Consider the following 13,400-nt stretch of genomic DNA (forward strand, 5'->3'; position numbering starts at 1 on the left):
TCACCCGATAATTTGTATCTTTGTGCTATGGGGGAAGTAGATGTAAGATATAGAGCAGAGATGCAAAGCACTTTTGAGCGCTTGTTCGAAAAAAAAGCAATGCTGGAAAAAGCCAGGCCGTTGCCCAATATCGCTTTGAAAAAAATGAAAGAAGTTCTTTCTATAGAATGGACTTATAATTCAAATAGTATAGAAGGAAATACCCTTACCCTAAGGGAAACTCAAATGGTGTTGCAAGAAGGAATTACCGTAAAGGGAAAGTCACTGCGAGAGCATTTTGAAGCCAAAAATCACGAAACCGCTTTAGATTATTTGTACACCCTGGTTAAACCAGGTTATCAACTAAATGGTAAAGATATTCTCAAATTACATGAACTGGTTTTAAGAAGCATAGAAGATGATTTTGCCGGTAGATTGCGAAATTCTGGTGTTAGAATCGCTGGGGCAAATTTTGTGCCGCCTGATGCCCAAAAGGTTTCCGGGTTATTTGATGATTTAGTGAATTTTGTGAATGAAAATAAACACCAGTTAAATGTAATTGAACTCGCGATGGTTTTTCATCATAAATTTGTTTGGATTCATCCTTTTTTCGATGGAAACGGAAGAACGGTGCGTTTGGCGATGAACCTTATTTTAATGAATGCAGGTTTCCCACCAGCAATTATTCTACGTAACGATCGTAAAAAATATTATGCAGCACTAAATGCTGCAAATAAGGGAGATTATAACAAGCTTGCATTATTAATGTGCCAGGCCTTAGAGCGTACTTTAAATATTTATATTCAGGCGCTGCCAGATAATGATGCAAATTATACTGAAATTTCTAATTTGGTAGAGGAGGAGCAATTACCCTATGGCCAGGAATATATTAGTTTACTGGCAAGGCAGGGAAAAATTGACGCCTATAAAGAAGGCAGAAATTGGCTTACTACTAAAGAGGCTATTGAAGAATACATTAAAAACAGAAAAAGGAAGCGCTAGTTTGTTCTGCTTCTTTGATGGTGAAAACAATTATGTCTCTCTGAGGTTATAAATTGATAAGCCCTGAATTCACGAATATTCGTAAATTCAGGGCTCTATTTTTTAAGCAGGGACTTCTGCTTTTTGTTCTATTAGATTTTGTTGTTTTAATTCTTCCCAGAATTCCACTGGGATTTTTTCTTCCAGGGCTTTAATATTTTCCTGAACCTGTTCCGGTTTACTGGCTCCGGCTAAAACTGTTCCTGCTGCTTTTGGGGCTAAAGAAAATTGAAGCGATGCAGCCACGAGGTTTACTTTATGTTTCTCAGCAATTTTCAATATTTTTTTATATCGATCTGAAATATCATCGGGCATTTTTCCATCATAATTATAACGCTTTTGCCCGGCAAGTAAGCCTGCATTGAATGGTGCGGCATTTATTAACCTTGCTTCGCTTTTTTCTATAGCCGGTAATAAACGCTCTAATGCTTCTTTATGGTGAACCAAAGAATATTGAATAGCCGAAAGAAAAACATCTGGTTTTGCAACTTCTAAAGTTATTAAAATAGGTTCTATGGTATTTACTCCCAATCCCCAGGCTTTGATGAGACCTTCTTCTTTCATTTTTTCGAGCTCTGGCATTGCGCCTTTCTTCGCAACTTCAAAATGATCTTCCCAGGTGGTTCCTTCCTCGTATTCATCATTATGATCTGGTGAGAGGTCGTGAATAAAAGCATAATCTATACTTTCTACACCTAAGCGTTGCAAACTGTCTTCTACAGAGCGGCGAACAGCTTCAGCTGAATAATCATATTTATAATCAAAAGGTGCAGGATTATTCCACATTGTTTCAGGAACATTTTTCGTGGCTTTTAAAACCCGGCCAACTTTGGTAGAAAGTACATAATCTTCTCGTTTTTTATTATGCAGGAAATGTCCAAATCTTCTTTCGCTTAGGCCTAATCCATACCAGGGCGAGGTGTCATAATATCTCACACCGGCTTCCCAGGCTCCTTCCAGTGTTTTTTCGGCTTCAGCATCGCTTATTTGTTTAAATCCGTTACCAATGGCGACTCCGCCTAAACCGAATTTATGTTGTAATGTAAACTGACTCATAATTTTATAGTTTTAAATCTTGAATTCTTATTATTTTCAATATTAAAATTAAAACAGAAAAGCCTTACGTCATTGCCATTTAACAAAGACTAACATTTTTTGCACGGCCTTTGTTAAGATGCACTTAATTAAGAAAAGCAGGTGAAATTTAGTACTGTAACAAAAGTTACTGCCCTAAACGTAGGATTATTATATTTTTGCCTTGTAAAACTTAATTAACCGGTTGGAAAAGTACTTAAACATAATTGCCAATTCATTTACAGGTTATTTTAATTACCTGGTTAATGAAATTAACAATCCGTCCTGGACCAATTATTTTTATTGGCTTATTGGATTGTCACTTTTAGTTTGGGTATTGGAAATTTTAATCCCCTGGAGAAAAGATCAAAAGATATTTCGGAAGGATTTCTGGCTGGATACGTTCTATATTTTATTTAATTTTTTCCTGTTTTCGCTAGTTGGTTATAACGCAATCTCTAATGTTGCCGTAGAATTATTTAATGATTTCCTGGGCATTTTTGGCATCACTAATATTATAGCCATAGAAGTACAAAATTTCCCCGTTTGGGTACAGTTGCTTATTATGTTTGTGATTGCAGACTTTATCCAGTGGAATGTCCACCGGCAATTACACAAGCAGCCGTGGCTTTGGGAATTTCACAAAGTACACCACAGCGTTAAGGAAATGGGATTTGCGGCACAATTTAGGTTTCATTTTATGGAAACTATTGTTTATAAAACCGTGCAGTATATTCCGCTGGCGATGATTGGTTTTGGAATTCAGCAATTTTTTGTGGTACATATGTTTGCTGTATTTATTGGGCATTTAAACCACGCAAATGTTGGCTGGAACTATGGAATTTTTGGTTATCTTTTAAATAACCCTAAAATGCATATCTGGCACCATTCAAAAGAACTTCCGAAAGACAGGCCTTATGGAATGAATTTCGGTTTAAGCCTAAGCATTTGGGACTATTTATTTGGCACAGCATATATTCCGCAGGAAGGAAAAGATATAGAATTAGGTTTTGAAGGAGACGAAGATTTTCCTGAAGATTTTAAAAATCAAATGGTATTTCCATTTAGAAAAAAGAACGCACAATAACAGTTTATAATTTAAAAGAATTAAAGAAATGAAGATAAAACAATTTAAAGACGATCCTTTAGCGCATTATTCTTATGCACTTGTAAGTAATGGAGAGATGGCCCTGGTAGACCCTAGCCGTAACCCTATGCAATACTATAAATATGCCGAAGAAAATAATGCAAAAATAGTAGCAGTTTTTGAAACGCATCCGCACGCCGATTTTGTGAGTGGACATTTGCAAATTCAGGAAGAGACGGGGTCAACTATCTATATTAGTAAAAATGTTGGTGTAGAATATACGCATACTCCATTTGATGAAGGTGACGAAGTGAAAATTGGAGATGCCAGTATAAAGGCTATTCATACTCCGGGTCACTCACCAGATAGTTTAACATTTATAGCTGAAGAAAACGGTGAAACCATTATGTTTAGTGGGGATACACTTTTTATAGGCGATGTTGGAAGGCCAGATTTACGTGAAAAAGCTGGAAATATGAAAGCAAAACGTGTAGAATTGGCGAAGCAAATGTACAACACCATGCAAACCAAATTTAACGAATTGCCAGATGATACCATAATCTATCCGGCTCACGGTGCAGGTTCGCTATGCGGAAAAAATATGAGTGATGCTTCTTCAAGTACTCTTGGAAATGAACGCCAGGGAAACTGGGCGTTTAAAGACCAAACCGAAGAGAAGTTTGTAGAAGAAATTTTAAAGGATCAGCCTTTTATTCCTGCCTATTTTGGTTTTAGTGTAGAGTTAAACCGAAAAGGAGCTTTAAATGTTCAAAAAGCGAAGTATGAAGTTCCGGTAAAACTGTATGTAGATTCTGTAGAAAAAGAAGGAATCACTGTAGTAGATACTCGTGACGGGGATGCTTATAAAAAGGGACATTTACCCAATAGTATTAATATCATGGCCCGTTCTGAAAGTGATAAATATGAAACCTGGCTGGGTGCTATTATTGAGCCCGAGGAAGAATTTTACCTCGTTGCTGAAAGCGTAGATCAAATTGACGATTTACTGGAAAGAACTGCGAAAATCGGTTATGAAAAGCAAATGAAAGGGGTAGTGACTTTATCTGAAAAAGTTTCAAAATCTTCAGATGATTTCAATTTAGAAGATTTTAAAGCCAATAAAGATAAATACACTATTGTAGATATTAGAAATGAAAGTGAAATTGCAGAAGGGAAGATCTTTAACGACGCTAAAGCAATTCCGTTGAATGAGCTAAGAAACCGTGCCGATGAATTACCAGATGACAAACCGTTTATGGTACATTGTGCCGGAGGATATCGTTCTGCCGCAGGAAGTAGTATTCTTGAAAATAAATTTAAGAACACTAAAGTTTATGATCTAAGTGAAGCGATTAAAGAGTTTTCGTAATTAATTAGTTATTATTTTAAAGCCCTGTAGATAATTGAATTTACAGGGCTTTTTTTATGTTTCATTGTGAACGGATTGGTAATATCCAGAATCTAAATCTTAAAAACTCATAAGTAAAAGCTCCAAACTTTTTCTATATTTACAACACAAGCTTCAAATTAGATTTGAAAACTACGAAATATGGAAAAAAAATATAAGGTTAAGGTGAATAATTCATTTGAATTTGAATTTACCAAAGACCAGATCACCGCTTTAGATACACAGGAAATTGCCACTAAACATTATCATTTATTAAAAGAAAATCGCAGTTTTAAGGCTGAGGTTCTTACCGAAAACTTTCTTCAACGCAAGTACGATATTAAAATCAATTCTAATACCTATAATGTAGCTATTTCCAATGAGTTGGATTTACTTATTGAAGAAATGGGACTTTCTCTTGGCACCGCGCAAATGATAAATGATATAAAAGCGCCTATGCCGGGGTTAATTCTTGAAGTTAATGTTGAGGAAGGTGCTGAAGTTAAAGAAGGGGATTACTTGTTGGTTTTAGAAGCTATGAAAATGGAAAATACACTTACTGCACCCAGGGATGGTGTGGTAAAATCTGTTTCAGTAAAAACCGGGCAAACCGTAGAGAAGAACCAGTTATTAATTGAAATGGAATAAGCCCTTAATCCTCTAAAATGGGAATAATTAGAATTCAAAATAATTAAAATGAAAAAAATATTAGTAGCCAATAGGGGAGAGATTGCTTTGCGGGTAATGAAAACCATTCAAAAAATGGGGATCAAAACCGTGGCTGTTTTTTCTAAGGCCGATAGGAATGCGCCCCACGTAAAATTTGCTGATGAGGCGGTTTGCATAGGAGAAGCCCCTTCTAACGAATCTTACCTAAAAGGCGATAAAATTATTGAAGTAGCTAAAGAACTTGATGTAGATGGGATTCATCCTGGCTACGGATTTTTAAGTGAAAATGCCGGTTTTGCCGAAAATGTAGAGAAAAACGGCATTACCTGGATAGGTCCCGGTTCTAAAGCCATTAAAATTATGGGGAGCAAACTTGCCGCAAAAGATGCGGTAAAAGAATATGACATCCCAATGGTTCCCGGAATTGACGAGGCGATTACCGATCCAGAAAAAGCCAAGAAAATCGCTAAAGAGATCGGTTTTCCTATTTTAATAAAAGCTTCTGCCGGTGGCGGTGGTAAGGGAATGCGTATCGTTGAAAAGGAAAAAGATTTGGAAGACCAAATGAAACGTGCCATTAGCGAAGCTGAATCAGCATTTGGTGATGGTTCGGTTTTTATAGAAAAGTATGTTTCTTCACCAAGGCATATTGAGATCCAGGTTTTAGCTGATTCCCACGGGAATTATATTCATCTATTCGAAAGAGAATGTAGTGTGCAGCGTAGGCATCAAAAAGTGGTAGAAGAGGCTCCCTCTGTAGTGCTGGATTCAAGACTTCGGAAACAAATGGGCAAAGCTGCTGTAAAGGTAGCAAAGGCTTGTGATTATGTTGGCGCCGGAACCGTAGAATTTCTTTTCGATGAAGATCAAAATTTCTATTTCCTGGAAATGAATACCCGTTTGCAGGTTGAGCATCCCGTAACAGAATACATTACAGGCGTAGACCTGGTAGAACAACAAATTAGAATTGCCCGGGGGGAAAAACTGAGATTACTTCAGGAAGATTTAAAAATAAAAGGGCACGCGGTAGAACTCAGGGTTTATGCTGAAGATCCTATGGATAATTTTATGCCGAGTGTGGGAACACTTAATAAATATAGTATTCCGAAAGGTGAAAATATACGTGTAGATAACGGCTTTGAAGAAGGCATGGAAGTTCCTATTTATTACGACCCAATGCTGGCAAAATTGATTACTTACGGAAAAACCCGCGAGGAGGCAATTCAATTAATGCTAAAAGCGATAAAGCAATATGAAGTTGAGGGTGTAATGACCACGCTTCCGTTTGGAAAATTTGTTTTTGAACACGAAGCCTTCAGAAGCGGAAATTTTGATACCCATTTTGTAAAAAAATATTATTCCGCTGAAAAACTTCAAAATGAAATTGAAGAAGAAGCCAAATTAGCGGCTATTGTAGCTTTAAAGCAATATCTCAAAGATCAACAGGAGTTGAGGTTACCAATAAACTAAAAGTAACCTCAAACATTTAATCTAGATTATCGCGTAAAAAATAAATTGATGAGTCAGAATATAGAGAAGTTAAACGATAAAATTAAGCAGGCACATCTTGGTGGCGGTGAGAAACGCATAGCGAAGCAGCACGAAAAAAAGAAACTTACTGCCCGGGAGCGTGTAGATTATTTACTGGACGAAGGTTCTTTTGAAGAAATTGGCATCCTGGTAACTCATAGAACTACCGGTTTTGGAATGGAAGATCAAAAGATCTATGGAGACGGAGTCGTAACAGGCTATGGTACCATAAACGGAAAACTGGTGTATGTTTTTGCCCAGGATTTTACGGTTTTTGGAGGTTCACTTTCAGAAACACACGCCGAAAAGATTTGTAAAGTGATGGACCTGGCCGTAAAAGTTGGAGCGCCAATGATCGGCTTAAACGATTCTGGGGGAGCCAGAATTCAGGAAGGCGTAAAATCTTTAGGAGGTTATGCCGATATTTTTCACAGAAATGTAAAAGCTTCAGGGGTTATTCCGCAAATTTCTGCCATAATGGGTCCTTGCGCCGGTGGAGCAGTGTATTCGCCTGCAATGACAGATTTTACACTTATGGTTCAGGATACCAGTTATATGTTTGTAACCGGGCCAAATGTGGTGAAAACGGTAACTAACGAGGAAGTAACTTCAGAAGAACTTGGTGGCGCTTCAACGCACGCTACAAAATCTGGGGTAACTCATATCACTTCATTCAACGATATTGCCTGTCTTGAAGATATAAAGAAACTGGTGAGTTATATGCCTCAAAATAACAAAAAGGCACCGGAAAAACTTCCGTATGAATTAGGTGATGAAATTAGAGAAGAGTTAGATTCCTTGATTCCAGATAGTTCCAATAAACCTTACGATATGCACGAGGTTATTAAGGGAATAATTGATGAAGATTCTTTCTTTGAAATCCATAAAGATTACGCCGATAATATTATTGTTGCTTTTGCGCGCTTAGGCGGAAGAAGTATTGGGATTGTTGCCAATCAACCAATGAGTCTTGCCGGAGTTTTAGACGTAGATTCCTCTAAAAAAGCAGCTCGATTTACCCGTTTTTGCGATTGTTTTAATATTCCGTTGCTAGTTTTAGTTGATGTTCCCGGTTTCTTACCCGGAACCGACCAGGAGTGGAATGGAATTATCCTAAACGGCGCAAAATTACTTTATGCACTAAGTGAAGCCACGGTTCCAAAAGTGACCGTAATTACCAGAAAAGCTTACGGCGGCGCTTATGATGTAATGAATTCCAAACATATTGGAGCCGATCTTAACTTTGCCTGGCCTACGGCTGAAATTGCGGTAATGGGAGCCAAAGGTGCCAGTGAGATTATTTTTAGAAAAGAAATTCAGGAAGCTGAAGATAGCGAAGCGAAACTAGCTGAAAAAGAGGCTGAATATGCAGAAACTTTTGCAAATCCTTTTGAAGCTGCTCAACGCGGATTTATTGATGAGGTAATTATGCCAAGCGATACCAGAAGAAAATTATTGAAAGGCTTTAGTATGCTCGAAAATAAAAAAGTACTTAGACCGGAAAGAAAACACGGCAATATACCTTTGTAATTTTTTAATTTAATTGAGTAAAATTTAAGATTTAAAGTATGACTAAAATTACTACTACAAATATAAATTTGAAACGAAAAAAACTGGAATTGGAATTTGAAACATCTACAAGAGTTCGCGAAGACAGTATATTATTGAACCAGGTTTACGATGAAACAATACTGCCAGAATGGGAGTGAAATTCAATAAAATTGTTTGTGTAGATCACACAAAATTGCAAGATTGGGCTATAGATGAACTTCAGGAATTTAGCGAAGCTAAAGTTGAAGTTTATAAAGATAGTCCTGAAACCGAAAAAGAGCTTATTAATCGAATTGGCGATGCCGAAGCTGTAATAGTTTCCTGGCAAACGCAAATCCCTGAAAATGTTATAAAAAAATGTAGCAATCTTAAATATATTGGGATGGCCTGCAGCCTCTATGATGATGAATCGGCTAATGTTGCTGTAGATTTTGCCAGGAAGCAAGAAATTACCGTGAAAGGTATTTTCGATTATGGCGATCCTGGGGTTATAGAATTCATTATTTCGGAATTGATAAGATTACTGCACGGATTTGGTAAACATCAATGGCGCGAAATGCCGGTAGAACTTACCGATAAAAAGATTGGGATTATTGGTTTAGGTACCACCGGGCAACTTCTGGCCGAAGCTTTATTGCCGCTGGGAGCCGATCTTTATTATTTCAGTAGAAGTAGAAAAAAAGACTGGGAAGAAAAAGGAGTCAAGTATTTAGAACTGGAAAAATTGCTGAAAACTTCAGAAATTATCTCGCTTCATCTTCCAAAGAAGACCAGGCTACTTGGAAAGGAAGAATTTAAAACTTTTGATGCGGGAAAAATTTTAATCAATACTTCGCTGGGGCTTCCTTTTAAGGAAGGAGCTTTTGAAAACTGGATAAAATCTGAAGGTAATTTCGGGATTTTTGATGGTGATGGGGGAGCTTCACTTTCTAAAGATACAAAAGCATTAGATCGTGTAATTTCTTATTCTAAAAGCGCAGGTTGGAGTGCAGAAACTCAAAAACGCTTATCTGAAAAGGTATTGGAAAATTTGAAATCTTATTTCAAATAAACCTCAATATATATAATTCAAACCTCAAAGGTTTTCAAAACCTATGAGGTTTTTTGTTGTAACATTTGTTACTGTCTTACTTCGTAAATTACAGTTAATTTGCACCTCATTAAAAAAATGAACTATGGAATGGATTTTTGAGCCCTGGCCCTGGTATGTATCGGGTCCGCTTATAGCTTTAATAATGTTTTTACTAATTTTTATTGGGAAACAGTTTGGAATGTCTTCCAACCTTAGAACCATGTGTACCATCTGCGGTGCCGATTCTAAAGCCGATTTCTTCAATTTCGATTGGAAATCTCAACGCTGGAATCTTATTGTGGTTGCAGGAGCGATTATTGGCGGATTTATTGGAGCAAATTTATTAAGTAACGATCTTTCTGTAGCAATAAACCCTGATACGATTACAATTTTGGAAGACCTTGGCTTTAATAGCGCCGGTGAAGCTTACCTACCAACTGAAATATATAGTTGGGAAGCAGTTGGCGGAATTAAAGCGCTTATCATTTTACTGGTAGGCGGAATCCTAATTGGATTTGGTGCTCGCTATGCCGGTGGTTGTACATCGGGGCACGCTATTTCTGGACTTAGTAATTTGCAATTACCTTCTTTAATTGCCGTTATAGGATTTTTTATAGGTGGTTTGGTGATGGTACATTTATTATTTCCTCTAATATTTTAAATTGAAATTATGAGAAGTATAGGATATTTATTGATAGGTATATTTTTTGGAATTGTAATGTTTAAATCTGAAGCCGCTTCCTGGTTCAGGATTTATGAAATGTTTCAGTTCCAGTCGTTTCATATGTATGGAATTATGGGTTCGGCATTGCTTTTAGGAGTTATTGGTGTTCAAATTATAAAACGTAAGAACCTGAAATCTTTTTTTGGAGAACGAATTTCATTTACCCCAAAAGAAAAGAGTTTTAGCCGCTACATGTACGGCGGAATTATCTTTGGATTAGGTTGGGCATTAGCCGGCGCCTGTCCGGGACCAATTTTCACCCTAATTGGTGCAGGATTTTTACCAATTCTAATCGTATTTATAGGTTCGCTTTTAGGCACTTTTTTATACGGATTGCTTCGGGAGAAACTTCCGCATTAATAAAAATTTTGGGTTTCGCAGGGAAGAAATTAGTTTTTACTTTCTGAAGAAATATAGAAATAGGGAAGTGAAATATGGTATTTTACAACAACAAGTCTAATTGAAATTACGATTAGTGTGGTGGTAAGGTAAATGATGTCACGATTTATACCAAGCTCGTGCATTATTACAAAAGCGAGTCCGCCCATGATACAGGCAGTGGCGTAGATTTCTTTTCTAAAGATCACGGGAATTTCATTACAAAGAATATCCCGAATTGCACCACCAAAAGTACCCGTCATAGTACCAAGTGCAATGCAAATAATGGGATCAAGCCCATTTCTAATGCCTATTTCAACACCGGTAATAGTAAAGACTCCCAGCCCAATGGTATCAAAAAGAAAGAGGGATTTTTTTAGATAATTAATTTTGTTCCTAAAAATAATGGCAAGAATGGTTACAACACCAATTAGGTAAATATAGATGGTATTTTCCATCCAGGTTACTGGAGTGTTTCCTATTAAAGTATCGCGTAGCGTACCACCACCAATAGCAGTTACAAAACCAATAATAAAAATACCAAAAAGGTCAAGTCGCCGATCCATGGCAGCCAAAGCTCCAGAAATAGCAAAGGCTATGGTTCCCAGGATATCGAGTATATTGAAAAGAGTAAGTTCCATATAATAAACAAAGGTATAGTTAAATTCTGGAAGCCCTTAATTTTTATTTTCTGAATGAAATCTATACCTTCAAATTATTTGCTAATAGGAAAACTTAATTAGGAACAGCTTAAGTTTATAACTAAAGTTATTACTTTTGTAAGATAGAAAAACAAGATAAAAATGAGCGATAAAATAGAAAGAATAAAAACCTTAATAATAGGATCTGGACCGGCAGGATATACTGCAGCAATTTACGCGGCAAGAGCCGATCTTAAACCAGTTATGTATACAGGAATGGAACCTGGTGGACAGTTAACTACAACAACCGAAGTAGACAACTTTCCCGGTTATGCCGATGGAGTAGATGGGCCAAAAATGATGATGGATCTGCAAAAGCAAGCTGAACGTTTTGGTACCGAAGTGAGAATGGGGATGGTAACCGAAGTTGAATTTACCGATAAGCCCGGCGGAATTCACAAAGCTTGCGTAGATAACGCAACCTGGGTTAAAGCCGAAACGATTATTATTTCTACCGGTGCTACCGCTAAATACCTTGGTTTACCAAGTGAGCAACGTTTACGTGGCGGTGGAGTTTCAGCCTGTGCCGTTTGTGACGGATTTTTCTATAAAGGTCAGGATGTTGCTATAGTTGGTGGGGGAGATACTGCTGCAGAAGAAGCAACCTATTTAGCTAATATTTGCAGCAAAGTTACTATGCTTGTAAGAGGTGACCAGATGCGTGCATCTAAAGCTATGCAACACCGAGTAAACAGTACTAAAAATATTGATGTTAGGTTTAATACTGAAGTAGACGAAGTAATAGGCGAACAGGTAGTAGAAGGCCTAAGAATGCTGAATAAAGAAACTGGCGAAAAAGAGCAAATCGATATCACCGGGTTGTTTATCGCCATTGGCCATAAACCAAATACCGATATTTTTAAAGGTAAATTAACGATGGATGATACCGGGTATTTAATTACCGAAGGTAAATCTACTAAAACCAATATTCCGGGAGTTTTTGCTTCAGGTGATGTGCAGGATAAAATTTATCGCCAGGCAGTAACCGCAGCTGGAACTGGATGTATGGCTGCTCTTGATGCTGAACGTTATTTAGCTGAAATTGAAAGCGAAGAGGGAGAAGAAGTAAAAACTACTAAAAAGGTAGAAGCTTAATTTTCTGAAATTTATAATAAAAAACCTCACAGAAACTTAAATCTGTGAGGTTTTTTTGTTTTAAAATCACAAAAAAAATCAGCTTAACGTCATCCTGAACTGGTTTAAGGATGACGTTAAGTTGATAATTGTTATAAATATTAATATTCCAACCCTATTTTAGTTCTAACTTTATCCAGTAGCTCAATTAATTGCAGGCTTTTCTCAAAGGTCATTTCGGTGCTTTCAGTTTTGCCCTCGCGTAGCATTTTTTGAACGTGTTCCGCTTCAAAATTATAACCGTTGGAATTCACTTTAAACTCTTTGGTTTCTTCACCTTCTGGTGTTTGTATAATAATAATTGTAGGTTCGTGAAACCTGGTTTTTAGTGTAAGCGTAGCTTTTTCAAACTGAATAATTGCTGCGGTAGGGGTTTGTTTTATAATAGAACTACCCAATTCTGCCTCTACACCATTTTTATACTCAAAAATAATATCACAGTTTTCGTCAACTCCGGTATCATGAAAACTGGCTTTCGCCTGAATTCTCTCTGGAGCTCCCAGAGCACTCATTGCCATAAAGATAGGGTAAATGCCAATATCCAGTAAGCTACCGCCACCCAGGTTTTTATTGTAAAGGCGTTTATCTAGATCTACCGGTGCCGGAAATCCAAAATCGGCTTTTAGATTTTTGATTTTCCCATATTTTTCAGACTTAATTTGTTCTATTACAAATTTAAAATGCGGAAGAAACTGCGTCCACATTGCTTCCATAAGAAAAACCTTTTCCTTTTTGGCTTTTGCGATCATTTCTTCCACCTGCTTTTTATTCATAGCAAATGGTTTTTCGCATAAAACGGCTTTTTTATGATCAAGGCAAAGAAGAGTCTGTTCGTAATGAAAAACGTGTGGGGTAGCGATATAAACTACATCTAATTCTTCATCTTTTAACATTGCTTGGTAGCTGGAAAATAATTTTGTAGCCGCATGTTCTTTTGCAAAAGTTTCAGCTTTGGTTTTAGATCTACTGGCAACCGCATAAAGTTCGGCACCTTCAACATCCTTTAAAGCAGTGGCGAATTTTCCGGCAATTTTTCCGAGGCCAAGGATTCCCCATTTTATATTTTTCATCTT

At 37.1% G+C, this 13,400-nt stretch carries 14 protein-coding genes; 11 read left to right on the forward strand and 3 right to left on the reverse strand.

Translation table 11 applies throughout. The features are described from left to right. The first annotated feature begins 27 nt into the window (after positions 1–27). Entirely contained in the window at positions 28–981 is a 954-nt protein-coding gene (locus B4F31_RS14520; protein ID WP_286761602.1) for a Fic family protein, read from the forward strand. 102 nt (positions 982–1,083) lie between these two features. On the opposite strand, the gene B4F31_RS14525 is transcribed toward B4F31_RS14520, so the two are convergent. Next, positions 1,084–2,076, reverse strand: a complete 993-nt coding sequence (locus B4F31_RS14525) for an aldo/keto reductase (protein WP_286761603.1) — start codon at positions 2,074–2,076, stop codon at positions 1,084–1,086. A gap of 223 nt (positions 2,077–2,299) precedes the next feature. Here B4F31_RS14525 and B4F31_RS14530 point away from each other — a divergent pair, with 223 nt between their 5' ends. The 9 genes from B4F31_RS14530 to B4F31_RS14570 all read left to right on the forward strand — a co-directional run bounded on the left by B4F31_RS14530 (position 2,300) and on the right by B4F31_RS14570 (position 10,474). Further along, complete coding sequence (locus B4F31_RS14530) at positions 2,300–3,181, forward strand: sterol desaturase family protein (RefSeq protein WP_286761604.1); 882 nt, start codon at positions 2,300–2,302, stop codon at positions 3,179–3,181. Between the two features lie 28 nt (positions 3,182–3,209). Then, the gene (locus B4F31_RS14535; RefSeq protein WP_286761605.1) at positions 3,210–4,550 is read left to right on the forward strand and encodes an MBL fold metallo-hydrolase; all 1,341 of its coding nucleotides are present in this window, start codon (positions 3,210–3,212) and stop codon (positions 4,548–4,550) included. 180 nt (positions 4,551–4,730) lie between these two features. Beyond that, complete coding sequence (locus B4F31_RS14540; protein WP_208225272.1) at positions 4,731–5,216, forward strand: acetyl-CoA carboxylase biotin carboxyl carrier protein subunit; 486 nt, start codon at positions 4,731–4,733, stop codon at positions 5,214–5,216. Positions 5,217–5,264: 48 nt separating this feature from the next. Next, positions 5,265–6,707, forward strand: a complete 1,443-nt coding sequence (gene accC, locus B4F31_RS14545; protein WP_286761606.1) for an acetyl-CoA carboxylase biotin carboxylase subunit — start codon at positions 5,265–5,267, stop codon at positions 6,705–6,707. Between the two features lie 48 nt (positions 6,708–6,755). Continuing rightward, a complete protein-coding gene (locus tag B4F31_RS14550; RefSeq protein ID WP_286761607.1) occupies positions 6,756–8,297 on the forward strand; it encodes an acyl-CoA carboxylase subunit beta in 1,542 nt (513 codons plus the stop codon). 38 nt (positions 8,298–8,335) lie between these two features. Further along, positions 8,336–8,476 carry a hypothetical protein gene (locus B4F31_RS14555; RefSeq protein ID WP_286761608.1) on the forward strand — a complete coding sequence of 47 codons (141 nt, stop codon included), beginning with the start codon at positions 8,336–8,338 and terminating at the stop codon, positions 8,474–8,476. Beyond that, the gene (locus B4F31_RS14560; RefSeq protein WP_286761609.1) at positions 8,467–9,369 is read left to right on the forward strand and encodes an NAD(P)-dependent oxidoreductase; all 903 of its coding nucleotides are present in this window, start codon (positions 8,467–8,469) and stop codon (positions 9,367–9,369) included. The genes B4F31_RS14555 and B4F31_RS14560 overlap by 10 nt, the downstream gene beginning before the upstream one ends. A gap of 124 nt (positions 9,370–9,493) precedes the next feature. Then, positions 9,494–10,051, forward strand: a complete 558-nt coding sequence (locus B4F31_RS14565) for a YeeE/YedE family protein (RefSeq protein ID WP_208225276.1) — start codon at positions 9,494–9,496, stop codon at positions 10,049–10,051. Between the two features lie 9 nt (positions 10,052–10,060). Continuing rightward, positions 10,061–10,474, forward strand: a complete 414-nt coding sequence (locus tag B4F31_RS14570; protein WP_286761610.1) for a DUF6691 family protein — start codon at positions 10,061–10,063, stop codon at positions 10,472–10,474. 29 nt (positions 10,475–10,503) lie between these two features. Here the strand turns inward: B4F31_RS14570 and B4F31_RS14575 are convergent, their stop codons facing one another. Further along, positions 10,504–11,133, reverse strand: coding sequence for a trimeric intracellular cation channel family protein (locus B4F31_RS14575; protein ID WP_208225277.1), 630 nt, complete (start codon positions 11,131–11,133; stop codon positions 10,504–10,506). A gap of 162 nt (positions 11,134–11,295) precedes the next feature. Here B4F31_RS14575 and trxB point away from each other — a divergent pair, with 162 nt between their 5' ends. Next, positions 11,296–12,288: a thioredoxin-disulfide reductase gene (gene trxB, locus B4F31_RS14580; protein ID WP_286761611.1), complete on the forward strand. Its 993-nt coding sequence runs from the start codon at positions 11,296–11,298 to the stop codon at positions 12,286–12,288. 140 nt (positions 12,289–12,428) lie between these two features. On the opposite strand, the gene B4F31_RS14585 is transcribed toward trxB, so the two are convergent. Then, a complete protein-coding gene (locus B4F31_RS14585; RefSeq protein WP_286761612.1) occupies positions 12,429–13,397 on the reverse strand; it encodes a Gfo/Idh/MocA family protein in 969 nt (322 codons plus the stop codon). Between the last annotated feature and the right edge of the window lie 3 nt (positions 13,398–13,400).

This window comes from Salegentibacter sp. UBA1130, from assembly GCF_002311535.1.
GTDB classification, from domain to species: domain Bacteria; phylum Bacteroidota; class Bacteroidia; order Flavobacteriales; family Flavobacteriaceae; genus Salegentibacter; species Salegentibacter agarivorans.

Excerpts from the sequence above, each read along its gene's own strand:
- B4F31_RS14565 (WP_208225276.1), top strand. The coding sequence starts at position 9,494 with ATGGAATGGATTTTTGAGCCCTGGCCCTGGTATGTATCGGGTCCGCTT.
- accC (WP_286761606.1), top strand. The coding sequence starts at position 5,265 with ATGAAAAAAATATTAGTAGCCAATAGGGGAGAGATTGCTTTGCGGGTA.
- B4F31_RS14560 (WP_286761609.1), top strand. The coding sequence starts at position 8,467 with ATGGGAGTGAAATTCAATAAAATTGTTTGTGTAGATCACACAAAATTG.
- B4F31_RS14585 (WP_286761612.1), bottom strand. The coding sequence starts at position 13,397 with ATGAAAAATATAAAATGGGGAATCCTTGGCCTCGGAAAAATTGCCGGA.
- B4F31_RS14550 (WP_286761607.1), top strand. The coding sequence starts at position 6,756 with ATGAGTCAGAATATAGAGAAGTTAAACGATAAAATTAAGCAGGCACAT.
- B4F31_RS14520 (WP_286761602.1), top strand. The coding sequence starts at position 28 with ATGGGGGAAGTAGATGTAAGATATAGAGCAGAGATGCAAAGCACTTTT.
- B4F31_RS14540 (WP_208225272.1), top strand. The coding sequence starts at position 4,731 with ATGGAAAAAAAATATAAGGTTAAGGTGAATAATTCATTTGAATTTGAA.
- trxB (WP_286761611.1), top strand. The coding sequence starts at position 11,296 with ATGAGCGATAAAATAGAAAGAATAAAAACCTTAATAATAGGATCTGGA.
- B4F31_RS14555 (WP_286761608.1), top strand. The coding sequence starts at position 8,336 with ATGACTAAAATTACTACTACAAATATAAATTTGAAACGAAAAAAACTG.
- B4F31_RS14570 (WP_286761610.1), top strand. The coding sequence starts at position 10,061 with ATGAGAAGTATAGGATATTTATTGATAGGTATATTTTTTGGAATTGTA.
- B4F31_RS14575 (WP_208225277.1), bottom strand. The coding sequence starts at position 11,133 with ATGGAACTTACTCTTTTCAATATACTCGATATCCTGGGAACCATAGCC.
- B4F31_RS14535 (WP_286761605.1), top strand. The coding sequence starts at position 3,210 with ATGAAGATAAAACAATTTAAAGACGATCCTTTAGCGCATTATTCTTAT.
- B4F31_RS14525 (WP_286761603.1), bottom strand. The coding sequence starts at position 2,076 with ATGAGTCAGTTTACATTACAACATAAATTCGGTTTAGGCGGAGTCGCC.